Annotated in this window: 27 protein-coding genes; 15 read left to right on the forward strand and 12 right to left on the reverse strand. The window is 70.3% G+C overall.

Annotated features, from left to right (window positions below; translation table 11 throughout):
* Positions 1-14 precede the first annotated feature (14 nt).
* Complete coding sequence (locus Hrr1229_RS04490; protein WP_123113999.1) at positions 15-1,064, reverse strand: hypothetical protein; 1,050 nt, start codon at positions 1,062-1,064, stop codon at positions 15-17.
* A gap of 81 nt (positions 1,065-1,145) precedes the next feature.
* On the opposite strand from Hrr1229_RS04490, the gene Hrr1229_RS04495 reads away from it, so the two are divergent.
* Positions 1,146-1,877: a DUF5781 family protein gene (locus Hrr1229_RS04495; protein ID WP_123113998.1), complete on the forward strand. Its 732-nt coding sequence runs from the start codon at positions 1,146-1,148 to the stop codon at positions 1,875-1,877.
* Positions 1,878-2,417: 540 nt separating this feature from the next.
* Here Hrr1229_RS04495 and Hrr1229_RS04500 read toward each other — a convergent pair.
* Positions 2,418-3,794, reverse strand: a complete 1,377-nt coding sequence (locus tag Hrr1229_RS04500) for a hemolysin family protein (protein ID WP_123114919.1) — start codon at positions 3,792-3,794, stop codon at positions 2,418-2,420.
* 151 nt (positions 3,795-3,945) lie between these two features.
* Here Hrr1229_RS04500 and Hrr1229_RS04505 point away from each other — a divergent pair, with 151 nt between their 5' ends.
* The 3 genes from Hrr1229_RS04505 (at position 3,946) to Hrr1229_RS04515 (ending at position 5,512) form a co-directional block, all read left to right on the forward strand.
* Positions 3,946-4,239 (forward strand): glutathione S-transferase N-terminal domain-containing protein, encoded by a 294-nt coding sequence (locus tag Hrr1229_RS04505; protein WP_123113997.1) that lies wholly within the window; start codon positions 3,946-3,948, stop codon positions 4,237-4,239.
* Position 4,240: 1 nt separating this feature from the next.
* Entirely contained in the window at positions 4,241-4,750 is a 510-nt protein-coding gene (locus Hrr1229_RS04510) for a redoxin domain-containing protein (protein WP_123113996.1), read from the forward strand.
* 99 nt (positions 4,751-4,849) lie between these two features.
* On the forward strand, positions 4,850-5,512 hold the full coding sequence (locus Hrr1229_RS04515; RefSeq protein ID WP_123113995.1) for an L-threonylcarbamoyladenylate synthase: 663 nt from the start codon (positions 4,850-4,852) through the stop codon (positions 5,510-5,512).
* 97 nt (positions 5,513-5,609) lie between these two features.
* On the opposite strand, the gene Hrr1229_RS04520 is transcribed toward Hrr1229_RS04515, so the two are convergent.
* From Hrr1229_RS04520 to Hrr1229_RS04530, 3 genes are all read right to left on the reverse strand, one after another.
* The gene (locus Hrr1229_RS04520; protein ID WP_123113994.1) at positions 5,610-5,876 is read right to left on the reverse strand and encodes an HAH_0734 family protein; all 267 of its coding nucleotides are present in this window, start codon (positions 5,874-5,876) and stop codon (positions 5,610-5,612) included.
* 93 nt (positions 5,877-5,969) lie between these two features.
* On the reverse strand, positions 5,970-7,790 hold the full coding sequence (locus Hrr1229_RS04525) for a ribosome biogenesis/translation initiation ATPase RLI (RefSeq protein ID WP_123113993.1): 1,821 nt from the start codon (positions 7,788-7,790) through the stop codon (positions 5,970-5,972).
* Position 7,791: 1 nt separating this feature from the next.
* Positions 7,792-8,100, reverse strand: a complete 309-nt coding sequence (locus Hrr1229_RS04530) for a hypothetical protein (protein WP_123113992.1) — start codon at positions 8,098-8,100, stop codon at positions 7,792-7,794.
* 291 nt (positions 8,101-8,391) lie between these two features.
* Between Hrr1229_RS04530 and Hrr1229_RS04535 the strand changes: the two genes are divergently transcribed.
* Positions 8,392-8,673: a helix-turn-helix domain-containing protein gene (locus Hrr1229_RS04535; RefSeq protein ID WP_123113991.1), complete on the forward strand. Its 282-nt coding sequence runs from the start codon at positions 8,392-8,394 to the stop codon at positions 8,671-8,673.
* 268 nt (positions 8,674-8,941) lie between these two features.
* Here the strand turns inward: Hrr1229_RS04535 and Hrr1229_RS04540 are convergent, their stop codons facing one another.
* The gene (locus Hrr1229_RS04540) at positions 8,942-9,220 is read right to left on the reverse strand and encodes a hypothetical protein (protein WP_123114918.1); all 279 of its coding nucleotides are present in this window, start codon (positions 9,218-9,220) and stop codon (positions 8,942-8,944) included.
* 181 nt (positions 9,221-9,401) lie between these two features.
* Between Hrr1229_RS04540 and Hrr1229_RS04545 the strand changes: the two genes are divergently transcribed.
* Complete coding sequence (locus tag Hrr1229_RS04545; protein WP_123113990.1) at positions 9,402-10,376, forward strand: C-terminal binding protein; 975 nt, start codon at positions 9,402-9,404, stop codon at positions 10,374-10,376.
* 25 nt (positions 10,377-10,401) lie between these two features.
* Here Hrr1229_RS04545 and Hrr1229_RS04550 read toward each other — a convergent pair whose 3' ends face one another.
* Positions 10,402-11,256, reverse strand: a complete 855-nt coding sequence (locus Hrr1229_RS04550; protein WP_123113989.1) for a DUF6663 family protein — start codon at positions 11,254-11,256, stop codon at positions 10,402-10,404.
* Between the two features lie 232 nt (positions 11,257-11,488).
* On the opposite strand from Hrr1229_RS04550, the gene Hrr1229_RS04555 reads away from it, so the two are divergent.
* Positions 11,489-12,112: a methyltransferase domain-containing protein gene (locus Hrr1229_RS04555; RefSeq protein WP_123113988.1), complete on the forward strand. Its 624-nt coding sequence runs from the start codon at positions 11,489-11,491 to the stop codon at positions 12,110-12,112.
* A 29-nt stretch (positions 12,113-12,141) separates the two neighbouring features.
* Here Hrr1229_RS04555 and Hrr1229_RS04560 read toward each other — a convergent pair whose 3' ends face one another.
* Together Hrr1229_RS04560 and Hrr1229_RS04565 are read right to left on the reverse strand one after the other, a co-directional pair.
* Positions 12,142-12,594, reverse strand: a complete 453-nt coding sequence (locus Hrr1229_RS04560; protein WP_123114917.1) for a type IV pilin N-terminal domain-containing protein — start codon at positions 12,592-12,594, stop codon at positions 12,142-12,144.
* A gap of 150 nt (positions 12,595-12,744) precedes the next feature.
* On the reverse strand, positions 12,745-14,079 hold the full coding sequence (locus Hrr1229_RS04565) for a hypothetical protein (protein ID WP_123113987.1): 1,335 nt from the start codon (positions 14,077-14,079) through the stop codon (positions 12,745-12,747).
* 141 nt (positions 14,080-14,220) lie between these two features.
* On the opposite strand from Hrr1229_RS04565, the gene Hrr1229_RS04570 reads away from it, so the two are divergent.
* The 8 genes from Hrr1229_RS04570 to Hrr1229_RS04600 all read left to right on the forward strand — a co-directional run bounded on the left by Hrr1229_RS04570 (position 14,221) and on the right by Hrr1229_RS04600 (position 22,187).
* On the forward strand, positions 14,221-15,591 hold the full coding sequence (locus Hrr1229_RS04570; RefSeq protein WP_123113986.1) for a helix-turn-helix domain-containing protein: 1,371 nt from the start codon (positions 14,221-14,223) through the stop codon (positions 15,589-15,591).
* Positions 15,592-15,697: 106 nt separating this feature from the next.
* A complete protein-coding gene (locus tag Hrr1229_RS04575; RefSeq protein ID WP_123113985.1) occupies positions 15,698-16,486 on the forward strand; it encodes an electron transfer flavoprotein subunit beta/FixA family protein in 789 nt (262 codons plus the stop codon).
* Entirely contained in the window at positions 16,486-17,433 is a 948-nt protein-coding gene (locus Hrr1229_RS04580) for an electron transfer flavoprotein subunit alpha/FixB family protein (RefSeq protein WP_123113984.1), read from the forward strand. Before Hrr1229_RS04575 ends, Hrr1229_RS04580 begins: the two co-directional genes overlap by 1 nt.
* Positions 17,434-17,557: 124 nt before the next feature.
* A complete protein-coding gene (locus Hrr1229_RS04585; RefSeq protein ID WP_123113983.1) occupies positions 17,558-18,511 on the forward strand; it encodes a DUF5995 family protein in 954 nt (317 codons plus the stop codon).
* A gap of 78 nt (positions 18,512-18,589) precedes the next feature.
* A complete protein-coding gene (locus Hrr1229_RS04590; RefSeq protein WP_123113982.1) occupies positions 18,590-19,573 on the forward strand; it encodes a replication factor C small subunit in 984 nt (327 codons plus the stop codon).
* A 457-nt stretch (positions 19,574-20,030) separates the two neighbouring features.
* Positions 20,031-20,576 carry a metallophosphoesterase gene (locus Hrr1229_RS04595; RefSeq protein ID WP_123113981.1) on the forward strand — a complete coding sequence of 182 codons (546 nt, stop codon included), beginning with the start codon at positions 20,031-20,033 and terminating at the stop codon, positions 20,574-20,576.
* Between the two features lie 304 nt (positions 20,577-20,880).
* On the forward strand, positions 20,881-21,009 hold the full coding sequence (locus Hrr1229_RS18125; protein WP_255212559.1) for a hypothetical protein: 129 nt from the start codon (positions 20,881-20,883) through the stop codon (positions 21,007-21,009).
* Positions 21,009-22,187, forward strand: a complete 1,179-nt coding sequence (locus Hrr1229_RS04600) for an inorganic phosphate transporter (protein WP_123113980.1) — start codon at positions 21,009-21,011, stop codon at positions 22,185-22,187. The genes Hrr1229_RS18125 and Hrr1229_RS04600 overlap by 1 nt, the downstream gene beginning before the upstream one ends.
* Before the next feature lie 17 nt (positions 22,188-22,204).
* Here the strand turns inward: Hrr1229_RS04600 and Hrr1229_RS04605 are convergent, their stop codons facing one another.
* From Hrr1229_RS04605 to Hrr1229_RS04615, 3 genes are all read right to left on the reverse strand, one after another.
* Positions 22,205-23,362, reverse strand: coding sequence for a glycine cleavage T C-terminal barrel domain-containing protein (locus tag Hrr1229_RS04605; RefSeq protein WP_123113979.1), 1,158 nt, complete (start codon positions 23,360-23,362; stop codon positions 22,205-22,207).
* Between the two features lie 99 nt (positions 23,363-23,461).
* Positions 23,462-23,761 (reverse strand): DUF6432 family protein, encoded by a 300-nt coding sequence (locus tag Hrr1229_RS04610; RefSeq protein ID WP_123113978.1) that lies wholly within the window; start codon positions 23,759-23,761, stop codon positions 23,462-23,464.
* Between the two features lie 45 nt (positions 23,762-23,806).
* A complete protein-coding gene (locus Hrr1229_RS04615) occupies positions 23,807-24,328 on the reverse strand; it encodes an archaemetzincin family Zn-dependent metalloprotease (RefSeq protein WP_123113977.1) in 522 nt (173 codons plus the stop codon).
* Positions 24,329-24,345 lie beyond the last annotated feature (17 nt).

Below are 24,345 nucleotides of genomic sequence, written 5' to 3' on the forward strand. Positions count from 1 at the left end.
CTAGTTGCGACGGATCAGCAGACCGCCAGCGCTCGCGGGGGCGACGCGGGCAGGTCCGCGGGCACGCGCTCGAAGGAGTCACCCGCGTCACCCGTCCGGTAGAGCCCGCGGTCGGACGCCGCCCAGAGCTCTCCCGCCTGATCGCCGCTCGCGAGAACGGCCCGGTACGTCCCCTCACCCGTCGGCATCCCCCGGTCGACGAGCCGGTCGAACCCCGCTCCGTGCCGATAGCGGTAGAGGTACGCCTCGCCGTGGCGGTGGGCCGCGTTCGCCCCGGCGGCCGCGCTGACGAGCGCCGTCCCCGGGTCTCCGGGATCGACCGTGAGCCCCCAGAGGTACCCGTGGTCGAGTCCCGCGTCGACGATCCGCCACGACGCGCCGCGGTCGTCGCTCACGGCGAACCCGTCGTTCGACGTCGCGTAGACGCGGTCGGGCGCGTCCGGGTGCGTCGCGACCGCGTGGTTGTCCCGTCGGGAGCCCTCCGGGCGGTCGATCCACGTCGCGCCGCCGTCGGGCGTGACGACGAGCGCGCCGGCCTCGATGGCGACGAACCACCGTTCCGGGTCCACCGGGCACGGCTCGATCCACCGGACGTGGTGAGTGTCGGGGCGGGGCGGGAACGACCACGACTCCGCCGAGGGGACGTCGACCAGTCCCTCGACGCGCTCGAAGGTCGCGCCGCCGTCGAGCGAGCGGTACGCCTGCGAGGGCTCCGTCCCGACCCAGACGACCGAGGGGTCGTGCGGGCTCGTCGCGACCGCGGTGACCGCGTCGGGACCCGACCCGCCCGGGCCGAGGGTTTCGCGCGCGACGCGCTCGAAGGTCTCACCGCCGTCGAGCGAACGGAACAGCCCCGCATCGAAGGTGCCTGCGAGGACGCGGGCGCCGGCTTCGGAGCCCGCGGCGGCGGCACTCGCGGCGGCGCCATCCGCGTCGCCCTCCGTCCCGGCGGTGACCGAGAGGCACTCGACCGAGCGGTCCGCGAGCCGGACGGCGACGTCGCCCGACTCGGGGTCGACGAGCCGGAGCCCGTCGTCGTAGGCCGCGTGGAGGCGTGCGCGCATGGCGGAGAGTTCGCCGCGTCGCGACAAAAGCCTTCGACGGGCGCAAGAGACTTACCCGCCGCCACCGTGGGAACAGTAAGCATGGATCTCCGCGTGCAGGGTGACGTTCCCCCCGACCCGTTTCTCGGCGCCGCCGACCTCTTCGAGACCGAGTGCTCGCTCGCTGACCCGGTCCATGTGAAGGTCCGCGACGACCCCGACGAGCGGACGTGGGCCGGCCACTACGACGGCTACCACGTCCTCAACGTCTCGAAGCGCGCCGCCACCAGCGCGATGGCGCGTGAGCTGGCCGTCCACGAGCTCTCGCACATGGCCCGGTACGAGGAGGGTCACGCCTCCCACGTCCAATCCACCGAGGAGGCGCTGTACCTCGGGCTCTCCGGCGAGACGGTGGAGCGCCGCAAGCTCGCGCACTGCTACCAGATCGCGAATCACATGAAGGACATCTACGCCGACGACATCACGCTCTCCGTCGCGCCCGCGGACAAACTCCTCGGCTTCTTAGAGTCCACGCTCGCGACCGCGGTCGCCGACCGGCCGGACGTCTCGCGGGACGGGTCCCCGCCCGTGACGGCCGGCGCCGACCCGGAGATCACGGCCGTCAACGCCGCGTTCGCGCTCGCTCTCGTCGAACGCCACGACATCGCCGGCCCGGACCACCGGATCTACGACCTCGCGCGCGCCGCCGGCAGCGACACCGACGCGGTCGACGTGAACGCATTTAAAAAGCGCTTCCTGGCGCTCGGCCCCGACCCCTCCGAGAGCGACTACCGGAAGGCGCTCGTCGGCGCCGCGCGGGCGTACGCGGTGTGAGAGAGAACGGTGAGAGGGAGCGGCCCTTGGCAAAATTCGGTTACCGAGCGGATGAGTGCGGCGGCTATTTATAAATAAACGGTGCGGTGGCGCGCGCCTGCGAGGCCGCATCGCGGCCGAGCAGCGCGCGCGAGGGACGCCGCGAGCGATGTGGGCGACCGCAGGGAGCCCCAAGCGAGCGGCGAGGCTGGGGAGGCGTGAGGCGCGGCTGCTGTGCGGGGCGGGACTCAAAGGGGCAGCCGTGAGCGGGACGCAGGAGTTCACGAGAGCAAAGCTCTCGTGAGCCAATCAGAACGCTTTGCGTTCTGATGACGACGAAAGGACCGCAAGGAGGGAGCGATAGCGACCGACTGAGGAGCGTGGTTCGAGACGCCTTCGGCGTCTCGTCATCACGAAAGGCGCAGAGCGCCTTTCGAACGACAGCGAGCGTGCGTCCCGCTCACGGCTGGGGCTTTGCAGGTGTTCACCGAAGACAAGTCGTCAGCAGATTGTAACCGATCAAAAACGGTCGGACCCAGCTGAGAATTATTTATAAACTATTTATACCGCGTCGTCGGCCGCCGTCTCGGCCTCCCCGGCCCCGCCGTCCTCGCTCCCCTCGCCGTCGACGTCGAGCACCGTCACGCGCGCCGACATGATCCGCGTGTTATCGACGCGCTCGATGCGGATCCGGACCCCGTCGAACTCGATCTCCTCACCCTCCTCGACGAGCCGGCCGGCGCGGTTGAAGACGAAGCCGGCGAGCGTCTCGAACTCCTCGCCCTCGGGGAGGTCGATGCCGAGGATCTCGTTGACCTCGTCGATGTTCACCTCGCCCTGGACGACGGCGACGTTCTCCTCCAAGAACTCGACGGGCGCCTCCTCGTCGCCCTCCAAGATCTCGCCGACGATCTCCTCGACCATGTCCTCCAAGGTGATGATCCCCTCGGTGGTCCCGAACTCGTCGATGACGGTGACCATCTGGAGGCGGTTCTCCTGCATCTCCGCGAGCAGCTCGTCGGCGTTCTTCGACTCGGGGACGTGCAGCGTCGGCTTGACGACCCGCGCCAGCGAGGGCTCGCCCTCGGAGTAGCGCAGCTCGCGGACCAGGTCCCGCACGGTCACCACGCCGATGATGTTGTCGAGGTTCCCCTCGTAGACGGGGACGCGCTCGTGGTCGGCCTGGATGCACGTCTCGATCGCCTCCTCGACCGACGACTCCTTCGCGACCGCGGTGACGTCGAGACGGGGCGTCATCACCTCCTTGGCGATGGTGTTGTTGAACCGGAAGATGCGGTCGAGCATCTCGCGCTCCTCCTCCTCGATGACGCCCTCGCGCTCGCCCGTCTCGATGATGTCCTGGATCTCGTCGCGGGTGACGTACGTCGACTCGATCGCCGCCGACCCGCCGATGATGCTGTTGACGCCCTTCACGATGTAGTCGAACAGCACCACGAGGGGGTACAGCGCGTACTCCGACGCCTTCAGCGGGCGGGCGATCCGGAGCGCCCACGACTCGGTGTTCTCGACGGCGTAGGACTTGGGCGCGCTCTCGCCGAAGATCAGCACCAGCGTCGTGATCCCGAACGTCGTCGCCAGGACCGACTCGCCCCGCGAGAGGAAGAAGCCGAACAGCGCGGTCGCGATGGAGGTCATCGCGACGTTGACGATGTTGTTGCCGACGAGGATCGTCACCAGCAGCCGGTGCGGGTTCTCCTTCATGTCCTGGATCGTCTTCGCGCCCGTGACGCCCTCGTCGACGAGGCTGTCGACGCGGTGCTGCGGGAGCGAGAACATCGCGATCTCAGAGGAGGAGAAGAACGCGGACAGACCGACCAGCACCACGATCGCGAGGATGCCGAGGACGATCACCGTGTTGTCCCCCGGCGTCGGCAGTTGTAGCAGATCGGCCGTCAGCGTGCTCGACGACAAGCCCATGTTCATTCGTCTTCCGTCGGCGGATGGTTAAAGGATTACCTTCGGCGGCCCGTGTCAGCCGCCGATCGTCGGGCCGACGGCGGGATCGGGGGAATGCACGGAGCGTGCCGGGGCCGACACGATTACACGTCCCGCGGCCGAATCGACGCCCATGACGGATCCACAGATCACCCTGTACAGACTGCAGGCGTGCCCGTTCTGCGAGCGCGTCGTCCGGACCCTGAACCGGTTCGGGCTGGAGTACGAGTCCCGGTACGTCGAGCCGATGCACTCGGAGCGGAACGTCGTGAAACGCGTCTCCGGCGCCCGGAGCGTCCCGGCGATCGTCGACCGCGAGACCGGCGTGACGATGTCCGAAAGCGCGAACATCGTGGAGTACCTCGAAGGGACGTACGGGGACGCGGCGACCGACGGGGGCCGCGCGGCCGACGAGGGAGGTGCCTAAGATGCCGGACTTCGACGTCGTCTCCCTGCCCGAGACGGACCACGTCGCCGAGGGCGACATCGCACCCGACTTCACCCGCCCCCTCGTGAACGAGGAGTACTGGGAGGACACCGCGCTCGACGACGCCGTCGACGGGCCGACGCTCCTCCTCTTCCACCCGATGGACGGCGCCTTCCAGGCGACCTACCTCTACAACACGATCGACGACCACGGCTGGGCCGACGACCTCGACGTCCTCGGCCTCTCCATCTCGTCGCCGTACGCCCACAAGCGCCTGCTGGCCGAGCGCGGCGAGGGCGTTCGCATCTTCTCGGACCCCGGCGCGGGCGTGATCGAGGAGTACGGCGTCGCTCACGACATCGACGGCATGACCGGGATCACGGAGTCGCGCCCGGCCGTGTTCCTCCTCGACGGCGACCGCACCGTCGAGTACGCGTGGGTCGCGAGCGAGCACCCCGAGTTCCCCGACGCCGAAGAGATCGGCGACGCGATCGGCCGGCTCGTCGACTGAGACCGCCGTCCGCGGGAACCGCCGATCCCGCCTCGCTCGCGTGCGACGGCGGCGTCCACACACGTCATGCTTTTTTAAACCGGGGCCGAACGAACGCCCGTGACGGACGACACCGACGATCGGGAGCCTCGCCCCGGATCCGAGCCGGAGCCCAGCCGCGACGCCGCGAGCCGCCGAGACGACGTCCGGCGCGCGGCCGCGGCGGTCGCCGACGGCGAGCTCGTCGTCTACCCGACGGAGACGGTGTACGGGCTCGGCGGGGACGCGCTCGATCCCGACGCCGTCGAGCGCGTGTTCGACCTGAAGGGCCGCGACCGGTCGAACCCGCTCTCGCTGGGCGTCGCGAGCGCCGACGACGCGCTCCGCTACGCGCGCCCCACGGAGTTCGCGGTCGCGTTCGCCCGCGCGTTCCTCCCCGGCCCCGTGACCGTCGTCGTCGAGCGCGGCGACGCGGTCCCGGACGCGCTCACCGCCGGCAGCGACCGCGTCGGGCTCCGCGTCCCCGACCAACCGGTCGCCAGGGCGCTCCTCCGCGAGACCGGTCCCCTCACCGCGACGAGCGCGAACGTCTCCGGGACCGGCAGCGTCACCGACCTCGACGACCTCGACGACCGGATCCGCGAGGGCGTCGGCGCGGTGATCGACGACGGGGAGGCGCCCGGCACGGAGAGCACCGTCGTCGACCCGGAAGCGGGGACGATCCACCGCCGCGGCGCGATGGCCGGCGCTATCGAGGCGTGGCTGGCGGACCCGCCGGTGTAGGGCGAGGCGTGGCTGGCGGACCCGCCGGTGTAGGGCGAGGCGTGGCTGGCGGACCCGCCGGTGTAGGGCGAGGCGTGGCGTAGAACAGCGGGCGGCCTCAGACCGACAGCGGACCCTTCTCGCTCAGCACCTCGATCTCCTCGGCGTCGACCGCGTCCACGTCGAGCCAGTGGGGGACGTACTCGCGTTTGTCGTACGCCTCGCGCTCGTCCTCGCTACCGACGGTACACCAGAGCTGGGGCTCGTCCGGGCCGTGCCAGCCGCCCTGCACGTTGATGCCGAAACAGACCAGCTCCTCGCCGTCGTACTCGATCACCGCGTCCCGCCGGATGTCGGGGTCGCCGCGAATGATGAGGTGTTGCATACCCCGTCGTTCGGGGGTTCCGTGCTTAATCGCTTCGATACGGCGGATCGACCGACGGGGACGCTGGGGCGGCGGGCGCGGCGGCGCGTCGCCTCAGGCTGAGTAGTAGTACTCGCCCTCGCGCTTCTGCTTGCTGTCGAGCTGCGAGTCCGGCTTGTTGATCCGGGGGCGCCCCGTGCGCTCGTCGCGGCGGAAGGTGATGTCGAGGTCGGAGAGGAACTCGTTCATCCCGTCGCGCATGTCCTGCGGCGGCGCGGCGTGCCCGCGCTCGGCCGGCTCGCCGTCGAACACCATCAGGCGGTCGGCCAGCAGGTCGATCATGTAGATGTCGTGGTCGATCACCATGACGGTCGCGTCGTGGTTCTCGGCGTACCGGCGGATCGCCGTCGTCGCCCGGACCCGCTGCTCGACGTCGAGGTGCGCGGAGGGCTCGTCGAGCAGGAACAGGTCGGCGTCCTCGGAGAGGCACGCCGCGATCGCGACGCGCTGGCGCTCTCCGCCGGAGAGGTCCGTGAGGTTCTGCTCCATGATCCGGTCGAGCTGGAGCGGCTGGGCGATCTCCGTGTTCCAGTAGGAGCTGCCGAACTCGTCGGTGATAGAGGAGAGGAACGCGTCGACGCGCATCGGCTGGTCGATCTCGACGTACTGCGGCTTGTACGCGATGTCGAGCGCGAAGTCGAGCGACCCCTTGTCGGGCTCCAGCGAGCCCGCGAACAGCTTCGCGAGCGTCGACTTCCCGATCCCGTTCGGGCCGACGACGCCGAGCACCTCGGAGTGGTTGATCTCGCCGCCCTCGACGTGGAGCTCGAACTCGCCATCGCCGTACGACTTCGAGAGGTCGGGGTACTCGACCAGCGTCTCACTGCGCGAGGCGACGCGGGGGGCGTGCTCCTCGAAGGTAATCGCGGAGGGCCGGATCCGCATGTTCTCGTTGTCGAGGTACCCCTTCAGGTACTCGTTGATCCCGTTGCGAACCGACTTGGGGTCGGTGATGACCCCGTACGCGCCCGGCTCCCCGTACGCGACGTGGAGGGTGTCGGCGAGGAGGTCAAGGATGGCGAGGTCGTGCTCGACGACGAGCATCGAGCGCTCGGTGTCGTCGTCGTCGGCCAGCTCGCGGATGAGCCGGGCGACGATCATCCGCTGGCCGATATCGAGGTACGGCGTGATCTCGTCGAGGAAGTAGAAGTCGGCGTCGCGGGCCAGACACGCCGCGATGGCGACGCGCTGGAGCTCGCCGCCGGAGATGGAGTCGATGTCTTGGTCCATCACCGGGGCGATGTTGAGCCGCTCGATCAGCTCGTCGAGCGCGCCGCGCTCGTCGGTGCGCTCCAACAGCTCGCGGGTGTTGCCGTCGAACTGCTTGGGGATCTGGTCGACGTACTGCGGCTTGCGCGCCACGCTCACGTCGCCCTCTTTCAGCGACTTCAGGTAGTTCTGGAGCCCCGTGCCGCGGAAGCGGTCGAGCACCCGGTCCCAGTCGGCCTCGCCCTCGTGGTCGCCGAGGTTCGGGACCATCTCGCCGGCGAGGCCGTGGACCGCCGTCGACTTCCCGATCCCGTTGGGACCGAGGATGCCGGTGACGTTGCCCGGCTCCGGGGTCGGGAGCCCGTACAGCGAGAAGGCGTTCTCGCCGTAGCGGTGGACCGGCTCCTCCTCGAGCTCCGAGGGGAGATTGATGATCTCGATCGCGTCGAACGGGCACTTCTCGACGCAGATACCGCAGGTCTCGCCCAGACAGATCTCCTCGGAGATGTGGATCTGGTCCGGGTCGCCCTCGACCGCGTCCTCGCCGCGCTCGGTGATGCACTCCTTGCCCGTCCGGTTCGGCGGGCAGTAGTTCGCGCACTCGTAGTTACACCGGTCGGGCTGGCACCGATCGAGGTCGACCACGGCGATGCTGTCGTCCGCCATCTTACGCCACCAGCTGCACGCCGGACGTGGCCAGCACGGTGTAGCTGATGAACCACAGCGTGAACGTCAGGAACGCCACGTAGAGGTTGTCTTTGACGCCGAAGTCGCCGATTCCGATGACCTTGTACAGCGGGTACTGGGCGAGCACGAACGCGCCGAGGACCAGCACGACCGTGGTGCTCTGGGCGGCAGCCACGGTCGTCCCCACGTACGCGGCCGAGACGACGCCGGCGGCGATCCCCGCCAGACAGCAGATCGTCGTGACGACCACGCCGCGCGCGTGGCCGGATATGCCCGAGTCGTCGCTCATACCAACGGATCCGCGAGCGCCCGTGAAAAGCCGTTCGTTCCGCCCGCCGAGCGCGATCGAGTCGAGGGGTCGGCTCGAACCGAGACGGAAGCCGACTGGACGGGCGCCGACGGAGAGCGCGCGCGAGCCACATCGCTGACTGACTGGTCAGTCGATCCGGGGTATTCCGGATTATGTTGCTGGTTGTCAACGAATTAACCGGCAATATAAGCCGTCTTTTGCGACAAAATCGCCGAATCGGGGGCGTGGGCCATCAACATTTATGACGATGTGCGGTTTCGAATCGTAACGATGGAAGGAACCCAAACGGAGGGGCTCGACGACCTCCCACCGAGCGCCAAACTCGTCTTCAAGGTGCTCGAGTACAACGGCCCGCTGACACAGAAAGGCATCGTCGAGGAGTCGATGCTGTCTGCACGGACCGTTCGGTACGCCCTCGAGCGACTCGAGGGGATCGGGGTCGTCGACGAGGACGTCTACTTCGCGGACGCGAGACAGAACCTCTACAAGCTCACCGAGCCCGCACAGGAGTTCACCGGCGAGGAGAGCGACGCCTCCTGTACCGCCGACTGAGCCCGCACCCACCGGTCCGCACTCGACCGACTCGCCGATATCCCGGTCGTTCGCGCCGCCGAGCGATGCGTCGGTCTCCGGGTCATTCTGACCGCTCTATCCTCGCTCGACCCGCTCTATCCTCGCTCGACCCGCTCTATCCTCGCTCGACCCGCTCTATCCTCGCTCGACCCGCTCTATCCTCGCTCGACCCGCTCTATCCTCGCTCGACCCGCTCTATCCTCGCTCGACCCGCTCCGTCCTTATCCGAGCCACGCCGCTCTGTTCCTCACTCCGGCCGATCCGTCGACGCCTCGCCGGCTCCCCGCACCGCCTCGGCGATCGTGAGCGCGACGGCGACCAACAGCGCGAACGTCGCGGCCAAGACGAACGCCAGGAACAGGTACCAGACGTCCGGGCCGAACAGCGGGTACTCCCGGGTGTCGATCACGGGACCGAGCAGTTCCAGCATCCGGACGAGGTACAACAGGAGCGCGAGACCCGCGCCCGCGACGAGACCGATCCGGACGTTCCGGTAGAACGCCAGCGACTCGAGGAGGACGAGCATCGGGGGCTTGGTCGAACTGTCGTCGGTCACGGGGGCACGTAGCCGCCCGGCGCGCAAAGAGCCTCCGGAACGGCGCGGCGCCCGATCGCCGCCGCCGGAACATCACGATCGAAAATAGACGTTTCAGGGGCCTAACTACGTCAATAACAGAGATAAAGTGAGAGGGGAGAAAAGCGGGGGCATGGCGAAAGTCGTCCTGTCGTCGTTCGCGATGATCGACCCGGAGACGTACCGCGAGGTCCTCGACGAGCGCGTCGACGAGCCCGTCGAGATCGAGGTCGCCGACCTGGGGTCGGCCGAGCGGGTGACCGAGGCGGCCGCAGGCGCCGACGCGGTCGTCACAGACATCAACACGCCCGTCACCGCCGAGGCGCTCGCGGCGCTCGATCTGCGGGTGGTCGTCAGGTCGGCGGTCGGCGTCGACAACATCGACGTCGGCGCCGCGGCCGACGAGGGCGTCACCGTCACTCGCGTCCCCGACTACTGCACCGACGAGGTGGCGACCCACTCCGTCTCGCTGCTGTTCGCCTGCCTGCGGTCGCTGAAGGCGTACGACGACGACGTCGCCGCCGGCAGCTGGAACTGGGAGGCCGGGCGGCCGATCCGCCGCGTGAGCGCGTCGACGATCGGGCTGCTCTCGTTCGGCCCGATCGCGCAGCGCGCCGCCGAGCAGCTCTCCGGCTTCGACGCGGAGCTGATCGCCCACGACCCGTTCGTCGACGCCGAGGAGATGGGGGAGTACGGCGTCGAGAAGGTCGATTTCGAGGGGCTGTTCGACCGCGCCGACCACGTCGGCGTCTACGCGCCCCTGACCGACGCGACGCGCGAGATGGTCGACGCCGACGCGCTCGCGCGGCTCAGCGAGAACTCGGTCCTCGTCAACGTGAGTCGGGGGCCCGTCGTCGACGGCGACGCCCTGCTCGACGCGCTGGAATCCGGGGCGATCAAGGGCGCGGGCCTCGACGTGCTCGCCGCGGAGCCGCCGCAGGACGACCCGCTCGTCGGCCGCGACGACACGGTCGTCACGCCCCACGCGGCGTGGTACAGCGAGGAGGCCAGAGACGACCTGAACCGGAGCGGCGCGGCCGACGTCGCCGCCGTCCTCAACGGCGAGACCCCGGACGGGCGGGTCGACCCGGACGCCGACTGGTTGTAACGGCCGAGGAAAGCGACGAGACGGTTTATAAGCGATCGAGCGCGTCGAAGTCGTCGGAGTCGTTGGAGTCATCAGAGTCGTCGGAGGCGTCGCCGCCCTCCGATACGCCGCCATCGAGCGTTCCGCCGTCGTCCGCCTTCGCCGCCTCGAACTCGCCCGCTTCCAGCCCCGCCGCCAGCCCGGGGCCGAGGTCGTACGTGTCCCGGACCGTCTGCGCGAGCACGCCGTCGCGGTCGAAGACGACGTAGACGGCGACGAACTCGTGGGCGGCGGGCCGCAGCACGAACACCTCCCGCGGGTCGTCGTCCTCGCGGGACTCGTTGACGCGTGCGATGAGGGGCTCGACAGGGAGCCGCCCCGCCCGGAGGTCTGCGAAGGCGTCGCCGCCGGGCGCGTCGGCGAACAGGTACAGCGCCCCGTTCGGTTCGCCGTCGTTCGACCGGGTCGTGATCGAGCCGACGGCCTCGCCCGCGGCGCGAATCTGCTCCCACGTCTCGACCGCCGCCTCGAACATCCCCTCGACGCCGTCGGCGAACCGGAACCGGCTCTCGCGGACGACCTCGACCTCGTCGAACCGCGCCGAGCCGTCCGTCCACGCCAGTGTCGCGTCGACGACGTAGCCGGGCTTTAGCGACGCCACGCGCTCGGCGAGCTCGTCCTCGTACCCCTCAGCGGTCGCGTAGAGGGGGTCGAACTGCTCCTCGGCGTCGGGCGCCGTCGGGTCGACCGGTCCCTCCGGGAGCTCGACGAGGACGAACTCCTCCGAGGCGTCGGCGGTGTCGGTATCGAGATCAGCGACATCGGCGTCGGGGTCGTCTTCGATGTCCGGGCGCGGCCGCCGGTCGTGCACGCGGAACCGGCCGCTCGTCGTCGGGTCCATACGCGGGGATCGGTCGGCGGGCGGATAAGCGGGTCGGACCGGGTCACGACCGCGCCGGTGCCCGCGCCGACCCCACCCTCGTCGATCTCGCGTCAATCCAGTCCTCGCCGGCCTCGCGTCAACCCAGTCCTCGTCGGTCTCGCGTCAACCCAGTCCTCGTCGGTCTCGTGCCGACCCCGACGCGGTGGCGGATCCGTGTCGTTATGGGGCGGGCGGCCCAACGGAACGGTAAATGGGGATCCTCGAGGACAAGTCGAACGCCCGCCTGTTCTACAAGTACCTCTCGAAGGTGTACGACCAGGTCAACCGGTTCAACTGGAACGAAGAGATGCGCGCGGAGGCGCTCTCCTGGCTGGAGTTCGGCGATGACCCGAAGGTGCTCGACGTGGGGTGCGGGACCGGGTTCGGCACCGAGGGGCTGCTCGAACACGCCGACGACGTCCACGGGCTCGACCAGAGCGTCCACCAGATGGAGAAGGCGTTCGAGAAGTTCGGCAAACACGACCGGGTGAACTTCTACCGCGGCGACGCGGAGCGGCTCCCCTTCCGCGACGACACGTTCGACGTCGTCTGGTCGTCGGGCTCGATCGAGTACTGGCCGAACCCCGTCGAGGGGCTCCGGGAGCTGCGCCGCGTCGCGAAGCCGGGCGGACAGGTGCTCGTCGTCGGTCCCGACTACCCGCACAACCGCGTCCTCCAGCGGGTCGCCGACGCGATCATGCTCTTCTACGACGAGGAGGAGGCCGACCGCATGTTCGAGGCGGCGGGCTACGACGCGTTCGAACACCACATCCAGCGGGCGACCCCGCGGAGCCCGCGAGCGATCACGACGGTGGCGCAGGTCCCCGAGGAGTAGCGCGCGGAGCGGGAGACGCCAGCGCTCTTCTACCCCGGCTCGACGACCGTCTCCAGCGTCGCGACCGGCCGCCCGTCGACCGAGATCTCGACGGCGACCGTGCGGCCCGGCTCGAGGACCGGATCGTTCGTCCCGGCGACTCGGAACGACGCCGACCCGCCGACCCGCCAGTCCCCGTCGCTAGCGGCGTTGAACGCGCCGGTCGGCCCCGGCCGGAACCCCGCCGCAGAGAAGAACGGCACCGGCGGTTGGCGGGCGAGCGGCTCGCCGTCGACGGTGACGCGCACGTCCAGTTCGCTCGCGTCGAGGGCGTCGCCGCCGCGGTGCGTGACGGTGACCCGATCGTCGGTCGCCGACAGCGACAGCGACGCCGTCGGGGCGGGCTGGACAGGCTCGGCGGGGGAGCCGAGGGCGACGGTGACGACGCCGCCCGCGAGGACGACGGTGATCGCGAGCAGGAGAACGCCGGCGACCGGGGCGATCGCACGGTCGGAGCGGCGGGCGGCGCTCGGGGCGTCGCGAAGCGACGAGAGACATGGGAGCGGCGGTGAGCGGTCGAGCGGCACGGGGCGGCTGGCCGCGGTATCGGATAAAAACGTCGGGGAGATCGAGCGAGTCGGCTCCGAACGGCGCTACTCGTCGTCGACGAGCCGCGGCGTCGGGATCGGCCGGAGGCCGTCGACGACGACGACGCGCGGCTCGTCGACGACGGTGATGCGGTACGACTCCGCGGGCGAGAGCGTGCGGACGACGCCGTCGTCGTTCGTGTTCCCGATCGCCCTGCTGTCGCCGCCGCCGACGCTCTTCGTGACGGTGACGTCGGGGGCCGGCTCGCCCGTCTCCTCGTCGAGGACGGTCACGGTCACCGGCCCGCCGACGTAGCTCCGCTCGACGGTGACGTTGAACCCGTCGCCGGTCGCGGCGACGCGTTCGGTATCGGGGAAGTCGTCGAGGTCGATCCGCTGGTGTTCGACGAACACCCGCTCCGTCCCGCCGCTGACGAAGGTGCGGAGGAGGCCGTATTCGTGCGGGATGGTGATCCGCTGGACCGCGCCGGCCCCGAACGCGTCGGGCTGCCGGAGCGCCGCCGTTTCGGGGTACGACTCGGTCGTCACCTCGATCGCCCGGTCGTTGCTGATCGGGCCGCCGCCGCGGTCCCAGCGGTCGTACCGGAACGTCTCGCGGACGTACTCGCCGTCGACGATCGCCGCCAGCGTGACCGAGCTCGCGGTCGACTCGACGTGAATCTCCGTGGCCGAGCGCTCGCCGCGGGCGGTCGAGAGCGCGAGGTCGCGGACGGGGCCCTCGTACACTTGGAGCGCGACCTGGAGCTCGTCGAGCCGGGTCGGCGAGCTGAAGCCGTCGGTCTCCTCTGAGAGCGCGTCGATCTCTTCGAGCCGGTGGTCGTACTCCCGGGCGGTGGCGGAGATGCGGACGAGCTCGTTGAGGAGCTCTCGGTCGGAGAGGTTGCCGGACGCGTGCGCGCTGAACACGTCCGACTGACGGCTGCTGAGGCTCACCTCGTCGCGCTCGACCTGACTGAGCGCCGCGAGGATCAGGCGCTGTCGCTCCGTGTTCGTCTCGGCGTTCTCGATCCGGTCGACGACCGCCGCGGTCTCCGCGGCGGCGTCGGCGTCGTCGACCGAGAAGGAGAGCGCCGGGCCGAGGTTCGCGCCGCGGAGGGCGCTGCTGACCCGCGGATCGGCGTCGGCCGGTGCGGAGAGCGTCCGGAAGGTGAGGTTCGCTCGGTCGATCTGCGACGGGCCGGTCTGCGGCCGGGACGGAGCGATCGGGTCGGCCGAACCGACCGCGACCGGGTCGACCACGACCGGATCGGCGGAGTCGACCGCAACTGGTCCGGAAGCCTGGACGACCGCCGGAGACTCGGACCCGGCGGCGGGGGATATCGCCCCCGCGACCGGAACGACGAGCAGGAGGACCGCGACGACGACCGGGAGGGCTCTCATCACGTATGGGTTCTCTTCCCGATATAAAAAATCCACCTCAACGGACGCGCGGCACGGAGCGACGAGGCGTCGGTGGCCGCCGGGGACGGCGAAACCGGCTATGGAAAGCGTTTTGCCCGGTCCACGAGAGAACCGATGTGCATGCGGAACCCCCCGTCTCGCGTCCTCCTCGTCTCGCTGTTCGCCTTCCTCCTCGTCGGCGGCGGCGTGGCGCCCGTCGCAGGGGCCGCGGTGACGACGCCGCCGGCGCCCGCGTCAGACGCCGCGCTTTCACACGGACAGCCGACGGACGCGCCGCTCGCGGTGACGCCTCCCGAACCGACCGCGACCCCCGTCGGACAGATCGACTCCGATTTCGACCCGAACACGGCGACGCGGATCCGGATCGAACCGACGCCGGACCGCGACGCGCGGTGGGAGGTGTCCGTCAGGTACGCCCTCGCCGACGAGACGGAGGTCGGCGCCTTCGAGACCGCCGGCGAGCGGTTCCTCAACGGCGAGGTCGGCCCCGATCCGGCGCTGTTCGAGGGGTTCGCGCGGGAGGCCAGTCGGAACGTGGACCGGACGATGCGGATCCGGGACGTCGACCGCGAGGTGATCGTCCACGAAGACCCGTCAGAGTTCGACATCGCGGAGGACGAGACCGCCGCCGTGGGCGAGCTCCGGCTGACGTTCGTCTGGACGGAGTTCCTCGGGACCGACGGCGAGAACCTCGTGTTGGGCGACGCGCTGACCACGCCGGAGGGGACGTGGCTCCGGTCGCTCGGCGAGGGACAGACGCTGGAGGTGGCGACGCCGGAGGGGTACACCGTCACCGGGACGCCCGGAGCCACCGTCCCGCTCCGCGATAACGCCGTGATCGTCGAGGGGCCGCGGACGTTCGGCGAGGACGAGCAGGTCGCCGTCGTGTACGCGCCGACCGGTGCGGTGGGCCCCCCGTGGGAGATGCTCACCGCCGCGATCGTCGTCGCAGCGCTACTCATCGCTGGGAGCATCGTCGGCTATCGACGGAGGGGCGGTGACACCGGCGGCGCGGCGGGAGCGAACGGCGCGAACGGCGCGACGAGCACGGACGGCGACACACAGGGGACGGACGCCGGCGCCGACGCGGCGCCGGGCGCGGCCGCGACCGCCGGCTCCGGCCCTGACGGAGGGAGCGACGCGGACGGGGAGACGGAGCCCGCGGACGACCCCTCGCTGCTCTCGGACGAGGAGCGCGTCGAGCGGCTCCTGGCGGAGAACGGCGGGCGGATGCGGCAGGCCGACATCGTCACGGAGACCGGCTGGTCCGACGCGAAGGTCTCGCAGCTCCTGTCGGCGATGGCCGACGAGGGGCGCGTCGAGAAGCTCCGCCTGGGTCGGGAGAATCTGATCTCGCTTCCCGACGGGAACGACGATGACGGGAGAAACGGCGACAGGGGCGGCGGCACCGACGACACGGGCGGCAGCACCGGCGATACGGGCGGCAGCGATGCAGACGACGGCGGCCGCATCGGCCGCAGCGACCGGTAGCGAGGCCGTCGTCCGGACACCGATATCGGCCCCGACCGACGCCAACTCTTCGCGGCGGGTGAGGCGTTCCGAAAACCCTTACAGGGCGAACGACCGAGTATCGATCATGAAAGTTCTGGTGACCGTTAAGGAGGTCGCGGAGGCGGACGACGACTTCGCGATCGAGGGGACCAACATCGCGGCGTCGGACCTCGAGTACGACCTCAACGAGTGGGACGACTACGCGGTCGAGGCCGCGGTCCAGCTGGCGGAGGCCGGGATCGCCGACGAGGTCGTCACCGTCACGATCGGCCCGGAGCGCGCCGAGGAGACGATCCGGATGGCGCTCGCGAAGGGCGCCGACCGCGCGGTCCGCGTCTGGGACGACGCCTTCGAGGAGGGGTTCGCCGACGTGGCCGCGAAGGTCTCGACCCTCGAGGCCGTCGTCGAGGCCGAGGATCCCGACCTCGTGCTCGGCGGCGTGCAGGCCGCCGACACCGGGTTCGGCGCGACTGGCGTCGCGCTCGCGGAACGGATCGGCTTCGAACACGCCGCGGTCGTCAACGACCTCGACGTCGACGCGGACGCGGGCGTCGCCCACGTCCACCGCGAGCTTGAGGGCGGCGTCGAGGAGCTGACCGACGTCGACCTCCCCGCGGTGTTGACCGTTCAGACCGGGCTCAACGAGCCGCGCTACGCGAGCCTGCGCGGCATCCGACAGGCCCAGCGCAAGGAGATCGACGCGAAGGACCTCGGCGATCTGGGGCTGACCGCCGAGGACGTGGAGAGCGCGCTCGCGATCACCTCGATGTACGAGCCCGAGAGCGAGTCGGACGCCGAGATCATCGAGGGCGACGCCGGCGAGGCCGCGGGACGCCTCGCTGAGGTCCTCCGCGATAAGGGGGTGAGCGCGTGATGGCGGACGTGCTCGTCGTCGCCGAACACCGCCGCGGGGAGCTCCGCGACGTCTCCTACGAGGCGATCACGGCAGGCCGCGAACTCGCCGACGCGCGCGGCGGAGAGCTCCACGTCGCCGTCATCGCCGGCGACGTCGACGCCTTCGCCGAGGACCTGAACCGCGAGGGCGTGGACGCGATCCACACCGTTGGGAACGGCGAGGAGTTCGACCACAACGTCTACCAGGCGGCGATCGCGGCGCTGCTCGACCGGACGGACGCCGCCACGGTCGTGGCGCCGAACTCGGTCAACGGCCTCGACTACGCTCCCGCGGTGGCCGAGGACCGCGGCCTGCCGCTGGTGACCGACGCGACCGGGTTCGAGTACGACGGCGGCCTCACCGTCGTCCGCGAGATGTACGGCTCGAAGGTGGAGACGACCGTCGACGTCGACGGCGACCGCCACGTCCTCACGGTCCGCGGCGGCGAGTGGGCGCCCGCCGAGGGCGTCGGCGACGCGACGGTCGAGTCGGTCGAGGTCGACCTGCCCGAGTCCGGCGCGCGCGTCACCGGCTTCGAGGAGGTCGGGGGCGGCGACGTCGACATCGCCGACGCCGACGTGCTCGTCTCGGTCGGCCGCGGCATCGAGGAGGAGGAGAATCTAGAGCTCGTCGAGGGGCTCGCCGACGCGCTCGGCGCGACGCTCTCCGCCTCCCGACCGATCGTCGACAACGGCTGGCTCCCGAAGAACCGGCAGGTCGGGCAGTCGGGCAAAGTCGTCACGCCGGACGTGTACATCGCGGTCGGCATCTCCGGCGCGGTCCAGCACGTCGCCGGCATGAAAGGGTCGGACACGATCGTCGCGATCAACACCGACCCGAACGCGCCCATCTTCGACATCGCCGACTACGGCATCGTCGGCGACCTGTTCGAGGTCGTCCCCGAGCTCACCGACGAGTTCGCGTAGGCGGCGTCGGCTCTCGGTCCGGCAGCACCCTTCCGGTCCGGCAGCAACCGCCTGATCCGGTAGCAACGTTCTTTTAATTCGGCGGAGTATCGGCCGGTCAGACGGCGCCCGCCGTCGACGCACGATGATCCCGATCCGCGCCACCGTCCCGACCACCGAGGAAGCGAGAGCGCTGCTCACCGGGATCCGGCGGACGGTCGACGTCGACGCCGAGGCGATCGCCGCGGAGCTGGCCGACGACGAGCCGGATCCCGCGCTGCTCGATCTCGTTTCGACCCCGTTCGCGTCCGTCGCCGACGTCGACGAGCGACTGGCGCGGACCGAGTCGTACCTCCGCGAGCGCGGCGACCGGCGCGCGGTGTTCCTCACGGTGTACAGCCGGATGACGGCGACCGTTCGGGACGCGATCGACGACGGCGCGTTCATCGATTCCGAGTGGGCCGCGTCGTACCTCGTCGCCTTCGCGGAGCGCTACCGCCGGGCGCTGGTCGCGTTCGAGCGCCGGGCGTTCGAGTCGCTGCCGCGCCCGTGGGTGATCGCCTTCGCCGCCGCGGCGCGGGGCGAGACGCTCGTCGCGCAGGACGCCCTGCTGGGCATCAACGCGCACATCACCTACGACCTCACCTACACCCTCGGCGACGTGGGTATCGACCCCGACCGCGACGCCAAGCGCGCCGACCACGACCGGATAAACGCGGTCCTCGCCCGGCTCGTCCAGACCGCGCAGGACGCGCTCGTCGAGGCGTACGCCGCGATCGGGATCGCGGGGATCGACCGGCTGCTCGATCCCCTCGACGACCGCCTGGCCCTGCTCGGACTGAAGGGGGTCCGGGAGTTCGCCTGGCGGAACGCCGTGTTGCGCGCCGACCTGCCGGCGTGGATCGGCGAGCGCTACGTCGACTGGCGGACAGAGACCGTCGCGACGGGCGCCGCGGCGGTCGTGCTCGCGCCCGAGGCCGACATCGACGTCGACGCTGACGTCGACGCCGAGCGCGACGCGACCGCTCGCCTGCGGGAGGCGGAGGCCGACGCCGACGCGGCGGGAGCGTTCCGCGAGACGATCCGGCGACGGATGTAGGCCGCGTGGGGGAAGAGATCGGCCCGAGCGCGGTCCGTTCTCGGTTCGTTTATCACCCCGCCGGCCCTCCGATCCGGCATGAGCGAGGCCGACGAGCAGACGGCTGCGACCGCGACCGGCCGGGAGATCTGGATCGAGAAGTACCGGCCGCAGTCGCTCGACGACATCCACGGGCAGGAGGAGATCGTCGAGCGGCTCCAGAGCTACATCGAGCAGGACGACATCCCGCACCTTCTTTTCAGTGGTCCTGCCGGCGTAGGAAAGACCACCGCGGCAACCGCCATCGCCCGCCAGGTGTACGGTGAGGACAACTGGCGCGGCAACTTCCTCGAGCTTAACGCCTCCGACCAGCGCGGCATCGACGTGGTGCGCGACCGGATCAAGGGGTTCGCGCGCTCCTCGTTCGGCGGCGACTTCCGGATCGTGTTCCTTGATGAGGCAGACAGCCTCACGGATGACGCTCAGTCAGCACTTCGCCGCACGATGGAGCAGTTCTCCGACAACACCCGCTTCATCCTCTCGTGTAACTACTCGTCGAAGATCATCGACCCGATCCAGTCGCGCTGCGCCGTCTTCCGCTTCTCGCCGCTCTCGGACGCGGCCGTCGCCGCGCAGACCCGCGAGATCGCCGCGGCGGAGGGGATCGAGGTGACCGACGCGGGCGTCGACGCGCTCGTGTACGCGGCCGACGGCGACATGCGCCGCGCGATCAACTCGCTGCAGGCGGCGGCGACGACCGGCGACGTCGTCGACGAGGAGGCGGTGTACGCGATCACGGCCACCGCGCGGCCCGAGGAGATCGAGTCGATGGTGACGAACGCGCTGGAGGGGGACTTCTCGCGGGCGCGGGCGACCCTCGACACCCTCCTCACGGAGACCGGGATGGCCGGCGGCGACGTGATCGACCAGCTCCACCGCTCCGTCTGGGAGTTCGACCTGAGCGAGCGCGAGGCGGTCGCGCTGATGGAGCGGATCGGCGAGGCCGACTACCGCATCGCCGAGGGCGCCAACGAGCAGGTCCAGCTGGAGTCGCTGCTCGCGTCGCTCTCGTTAGAGGAATAGGTCGGTTCTGTCGGAGTCGTCGTTTCGATTACGGCGTGTGATCTCGGTTATTTATAAGCGATTGGCGCTAGCAGTGGCGGACGAACCGCCTCCGAGACCTCAACCGCTCAGTTATACGTGAGCGATACTGGATCGACGGTGACCACCTCTAAAGCCCCAGTCACGAGGACGGCGCACGCTCGCTGTGCGCTTCGGTCGCTCACTTCGTTCGCTCCCTGCAGTGCGTGCGTCGCCTCCGCCGTCCTCGTGACTGCCCCTTTGAGTCCCACCCGACCGCAGCCTCACGCCTCCCCAGCCTCGCGGCTCCCTACGGTCGCCGCGTCCCTCGCGCGGCGCTCCTCGTGGCCTGTCGGCCACTCGGAGGCGCGCGCCACCGCAGCCGCCTTCAGTTATAAATCGACATCGCCGTCCCGGGGCGCTCTTTTTAAACCGAGCGCGCACTGACGAAGGGTACAGAATGCTCGTCGTCGTCTCCGACACCCACTCGCACGAGGAGTCGAAGCTGCAGGGGCGCACCGCGGCGGCGGTACGCGAGGCCGACCTCGTCGTCCACGTCGGCGACTTCTACCGCGAGCCGGTGCTCGACGCCTTCGAGTCAGCGGCCCGGAGCCTCCGCGGCGTGTACGGGAACAACGACGACGCCGCGATCCGCGACCGGCTCCCCGAGGTCCGCACGGTCGAGTACGCGGGCGTCCGGTTCGCGGTCACCCACCGCCACCGCAGCGGGGACACGGGGCTGGTCATGCTCGGACGCGGGCGCGACGCGGACGCCGTGGTCTGCGGCCACAGCCACCGGCCGCGGTTCGACGACTCGGGCGGCCTCCCCATCTTGAATCCCGGGAGCCACGCGCAGCCGCGGGGGAATCGCCCGGCCCACGCCGAGCTGGAACCGGCCGCCGAAGGGAGTGGCGCAGAGCACGACCCGGACGCGGCGACCGCGCTCGACGGGCGACTCGTCACGCCCGAGGGCGAGGTCTTCGAGACGTTCCGGATCGAGCCGTGAGAAAACGCCGCCCGCGGGGGGAGAGCGGGCGGGACGCGACGCCCCGCGGGCCGACCCGCGTCGGCGATCCGGGACGTCCGGTGGAGGGGGCAGGGGGGAGTGGAAGCGGTCGTCGACGCACCGGATCCGACCGACGCGGGCGATCGCGGGGGGAGAGGGCCGAAGCGGGGGGTCGCGTCTCCACGTTACGGCGGTGACATCTTATACCTAGCTTAGGGACAAAAACGCGTTTTAGTCACCGCCGAGCCCCGGCGACGGACGCGGCTGCCGAAACGCATAACACCGTTCCGACGGATTCGACTGTATGCTCTCGGTAGAACCGATGTTCGTCATTATTCTCGTCGCCCTGCTCGGGCTCTTCTTCTTCGGGTTTCTGCTCGTCCGGCGCACCCTGACCGGGCTCCGCGAGGGGTACGAGGACGGCCAGCGGTAATGGTCGTCGCTACCGTCCTCACCCTCGGCGTCGCCGGCGCGGCGAGCCTCTTCATGGCGTGGTCGATCGGCGCCGGTTCGTCGGGATCGACTCCGTTCGCACCGGCGGTCGGGGCGAACGCGATCTCCGTGATGCGAGCCGGGCTGATCGTCGGCGTCCTCGGGCTGCTCGGCGCGGTGTTACAGGGCGCGAACGTGACCGAGGCGGTCGGCACCGAGCTGATCGGCGGCGTCACGCTCACCGCCGGCGCGGCCATTATCGCGCTGGTCACCGCCGCCGGGCTGGTCGCGCTCGGCGTGTTCGCTGGGTATCCGATCGCGACCGCATTCACCGTGACGGGCGCGGTCGTCGGCGTCGGCCTCGCGATGGGCGGGGACCCCGCGTGGCCGAAGTACAGGGAGATACTCACGCTGTGGGTGCTCACCCCGTTCGTCGGCGGCGGGATCGCCTACGCCGTCGCGCGGTCGCTGACCGGAGAGCTGTTCCCCGAGCGGGGGCTCACCGCGGCGCTCGCGGGGATCGTCGGCGCGCTCGTCGCGAACGTCGGGTTCGCGCTCCTCGGCCCGCCGGGCGAGCAGGCGTCGCTCTCGCAGGCGCTCGGCCCCGTGCTCGGGGTCGGGTCGATCGGCACGCCGATCGTCACGGCCGCGGTGGCGGCCGGCGTCGCCGCAGCGGTGTACCTCGACCTCGGCCGCGACCGCGCGGGCGCCCAGCGGCGGTTCCTGTTGGCGATGGGAGGGCTCGTCGCGTTCTCCGCCGGCGGGTCGCAGGTCGGACTGGCGATCGGACCGCTCGTCCCCCTGTTCGTCGGCGAGGCGGGCATCCCGCTGTGGGCGCTGCTCGTCGGCGGCGGCGTCGGCCTGCTGGCCGGCTCCTGGACCGGCGCGCCGCGGATGATCAAGGCGATCTCGCAGGACTACGCCTCGATGGGGCCGCGGCGGTCGATCTCGGCGCTCATCCCCTCGTTCGCGATCGCGCAGACCGCGGTCGCGTTCGGGATCCCCGTCTCGTTCAACGAGATCATCGTCTCCGCGATCGTCGGCGCCGGCTACGCCGCCGGCGACGCGGGCGTGAGCCGGGCGAAGATGGGGTACACGGTGCTTGCGTGGATCGGCTCGCTCGTTGGGGCGCTCGCGCTCGGCTACGGGATCTACTCGGCAGTGCAGTTCGCCTTATAAGAGAACGCGCTCGTCCGCTACGCGTCCGGGTACGTCGGCGCCCGGGCGGACCGCGCGCTCCCGTCCGCGGACGGGAACGGGAGGTCGGAACGGGTCGCCGCGACCTCGTCGCCGTCGACGCGGACGGTGACCGCGTCGAGGTCGGCGTCGTACCGGACCAGCGCCAGCGCGATCGGATCGCCCGAGGCGGGACCGACCGCGGCGCGGGTCACCTCGCCGACCGCCTCGTCGCCGGCGAAGACGGCCGCGCCGGGCGTCGGCAGGACCGCGTCGTACCCCTCGGGATCGGCGTCGCCGTCGATCTCGGCGGTCGCGTCGGCGAGCCCGTCGAGCGCGAGGCCGACGAGTCGCCGGCTCGGACGACCCTGGTTCTCGACGCGAGAGACGACCTCCTGGCCGACGTAACACCCCTTCTCGAAGTCTAAGGCGTTGCGGAGCCCGAGGACGTTCGGCACGGTTCCCTCCAGCTCGTACTCGAAGAGCGGCGTGCCGGCCTCAGCGGAGAGCGCGTCCCACGTCCGGTAGCCGAACGGGGCCGCGTTGAGCCCGCGGTTGATCAGCGTGTCGAACACCTCCTCGGCGTGCTCGGCCGCGCAGACGACCTCGTACCCCTCCTCGCCGAGGGGGGCGTCGGTCGCGATCACGGTGACGCCGGCGTCGACCATCGAGCCGCGGACGAACGAGAGGGGCTTCTCGGGAGCGCCCGGGCCGCCGAGCACCGAGGCGATCTTCTCGGTCGATTTGGGGCCGTGGACGCCGAACACGCCGAACTCGTCGGAGGCGTCCGCGACCGTCACGTCTTGGATGAACACCTTCTCCGACCAGTCCTCGGCGACGGCCTCGGCGCGCTCGGGCGGGAGGAACACGAGCAGTCGCTCGTCGGCGTTGTACACGTACATGTCCGTCTCGATGCCGCCCTGCGGGTCGAGCAGGAGCGCGTACACCCCCTGCCCGTCCTCGGCCGGGACCCGGTTGGAGACGGCGTTGTCGACGAACTCGACGCGGTCGTCGCCGGTGATCGCGAGCACGCCGTACCCCATCTCGATCGCGCCGACGACGTTGCGGACCGCCTTGCCGACGCGCTCTGGCTTCCCGTAGTGGTCGACCACCCGACGGCCGCCGCGGTCGCGGTACGTCGCGCCGTGGGCGCCGTGGGTGCCGGAGACGAGAGTCATACCCCAACGAAGCCGGGGAGCGGCAAAAGGTCGCTGGCTCGTAGTCGGTCGCGAGCGCGTCGATCGCGACGCGACCGCGGCGGCGCGAAGGCGGACGGACTACAGCCCGAGCCGGTCGCGGATGGTGTCGACGAGTCCGCCGTGGCGCTCCTCGCCCGGCGCGTCGGGGTCGGGGATCACGCGGTCGTGCGCGTAGACGCGAACGTGCTCCTCGCTCTCGACGGTGATGAGCGAGTCCTCCTTCAGCGCCGAGAGCGCTTCCTCGACGGCGTCGATGTCGGCGTCGACAGCCGCGCGGAGCTCCAACACCGTCATCCCCTCGTCGCCGCGGTCGACGAGCGCGTCCAACAGCGCGACCTCGACGTCGGGCCGGTCGCGGTATTCCGGCTTTGCGGCCATGGCCGTCAGTTGGACAGGACGGGGTTTACCTTTACCGGCGAGGGGTCACCGGACCAGCCGAGAACAGGAGCCGCAGAGGTTCTCCTCTTTCACGTCGACCTCGCGGACGGTGGGGGAGAAGGACATGACGCACTTGCTGTTGTCGCAGTGTTCCAGCCCGAGCGTGTGACCGATCTCGTGGACCACTTCCTTGCGGACCCGGTCGGAGAACACGTCGACCGCGGGCTTCGTGGACACGCCGCCGTCGGAGGAGGTGCGGAGCCGATGCGTCGAGATCACGGAGCCGTTGCCGTTGAGGTACGCTAGTCCGAACACGTAGTTCCGGCGGCGGTAGTAGAGGTCACGCGGGGTGATGCCGATGTTCTTCTCGCCGCCGCCGACGCGGCTGACGGTCTCGATCAGGTCCTCGGCGCGGTACTGGTCGCGACCCTCGTCGTAGGCGGTCTCGGGGATCGGCTGATCGTCGTGGACCGTGACGTCACAGTCGTACACCGATCGGAGCGCGCCGGAGGCCTCCCGTTTCACGCGGGGGGTGACCTCCCCGACGGGAACGATGTCCACGAGCATGGAACCGCTTTTGACCG

Source organism: Halorubrum sp. CBA1229, assembly GCF_003721435.2.
Classification (GTDB): Archaea; Halobacteriota; Halobacteria; order Halobacteriales; family Haloferacaceae; genus Halorubrum.

Excerpts from the sequence above, each read along its gene's own strand:
- Hrr1229_RS04490 (WP_123113999.1), bottom strand. The coding sequence starts at position 1,064 with ATGCGCGCACGCCTCCACGCGGCCTACGACGACGGGCTCCGGCTCGTC.
- Hrr1229_RS04495 (WP_123113998.1), top strand. The coding sequence starts at position 1,146 with ATGGATCTCCGCGTGCAGGGTGACGTTCCCCCCGACCCGTTTCTCGGC.
- Hrr1229_RS04500 (WP_123114919.1), bottom strand. The coding sequence starts at position 3,794 with ATGGGCTTGTCGTCGAGCACGCTGACGGCCGATCTGCTACAACTGCCG.
- Hrr1229_RS04505 (WP_123113997.1), top strand. The coding sequence starts at position 3,946 with ATGACGGATCCACAGATCACCCTGTACAGACTGCAGGCGTGCCCGTTC.
- Hrr1229_RS04510 (WP_123113996.1), top strand. The coding sequence starts at position 4,241 with ATGCCGGACTTCGACGTCGTCTCCCTGCCCGAGACGGACCACGTCGCC.
- Hrr1229_RS04520 (WP_123113994.1), bottom strand. The coding sequence starts at position 5,876 with ATGCAACACCTCATCATTCGCGGCGACCCCGACATCCGGCGGGACGCG.
- Hrr1229_RS04525 (WP_123113993.1), bottom strand. The coding sequence starts at position 7,790 with ATGGCGGACGACAGCATCGCCGTGGTCGACCTCGATCGGTGCCAGCCC.
- Hrr1229_RS04530 (WP_123113992.1), bottom strand. The coding sequence starts at position 8,100 with ATGAGCGACGACTCGGGCATATCCGGCCACGCGCGCGGCGTGGTCGTC.
- Hrr1229_RS04535 (WP_123113991.1), top strand. The coding sequence starts at position 8,392 with ATGGAAGGAACCCAAACGGAGGGGCTCGACGACCTCCCACCGAGCGCC.
- Hrr1229_RS04540 (WP_123114918.1), bottom strand. The coding sequence starts at position 9,220 with ATGCTCGTCCTCCTCGAGTCGCTGGCGTTCTACCGGAACGTCCGGATC.
- Hrr1229_RS04545 (WP_123113990.1), top strand. The coding sequence starts at position 9,402 with ATGGCGAAAGTCGTCCTGTCGTCGTTCGCGATGATCGACCCGGAGACG.
- Hrr1229_RS04550 (WP_123113989.1), bottom strand. The coding sequence starts at position 11,256 with ATGGACCCGACGACGAGCGGCCGGTTCCGCGTGCACGACCGGCGGCCG.
- Hrr1229_RS04555 (WP_123113988.1), top strand. The coding sequence starts at position 11,489 with ATGGGGATCCTCGAGGACAAGTCGAACGCCCGCCTGTTCTACAAGTAC.
- Hrr1229_RS04565 (WP_123113987.1), bottom strand. The coding sequence starts at position 14,079 with ATGAGAGCCCTCCCGGTCGTCGTCGCGGTCCTCCTGCTCGTCGTTCCG.
- Hrr1229_RS04570 (WP_123113986.1), top strand. The coding sequence starts at position 14,221 with ATGCGGAACCCCCCGTCTCGCGTCCTCCTCGTCTCGCTGTTCGCCTTC.
- Hrr1229_RS04575 (WP_123113985.1), top strand. The coding sequence starts at position 15,698 with ATGAAAGTTCTGGTGACCGTTAAGGAGGTCGCGGAGGCGGACGACGAC.
- Hrr1229_RS04580 (WP_123113984.1), top strand. The coding sequence starts at position 16,486 with ATGGCGGACGTGCTCGTCGTCGCCGAACACCGCCGCGGGGAGCTCCGC.
- Hrr1229_RS04585 (WP_123113983.1), top strand. The coding sequence starts at position 17,558 with ATGATCCCGATCCGCGCCACCGTCCCGACCACCGAGGAAGCGAGAGCG.
- Hrr1229_RS04590 (WP_123113982.1), top strand. The coding sequence starts at position 18,590 with ATGAGCGAGGCCGACGAGCAGACGGCTGCGACCGCGACCGGCCGGGAG.
- Hrr1229_RS04595 (WP_123113981.1), top strand. The coding sequence starts at position 20,031 with ATGCTCGTCGTCGTCTCCGACACCCACTCGCACGAGGAGTCGAAGCTG.
- Hrr1229_RS18125 (WP_255212559.1), top strand. The coding sequence starts at position 20,881 with ATGCTCTCGGTAGAACCGATGTTCGTCATTATTCTCGTCGCCCTGCTC.
- Hrr1229_RS04600 (WP_123113980.1), top strand. The coding sequence starts at position 21,009 with ATGGTCGTCGCTACCGTCCTCACCCTCGGCGTCGCCGGCGCGGCGAGC.
- Hrr1229_RS04605 (WP_123113979.1), bottom strand. The coding sequence starts at position 23,362 with ATGACTCTCGTCTCCGGCACCCACGGCGCCCACGGCGCGACGTACCGC.
- Hrr1229_RS04610 (WP_123113978.1), bottom strand. The coding sequence starts at position 23,761 with ATGGCCGCAAAGCCGGAATACCGCGACCGGCCCGACGTCGAGGTCGCG.
- Hrr1229_RS04615 (WP_123113977.1), bottom strand. The coding sequence starts at position 24,328 with ATGCTCGTGGACATCGTTCCCGTCGGGGAGGTCACCCCCCGCGTGAAA.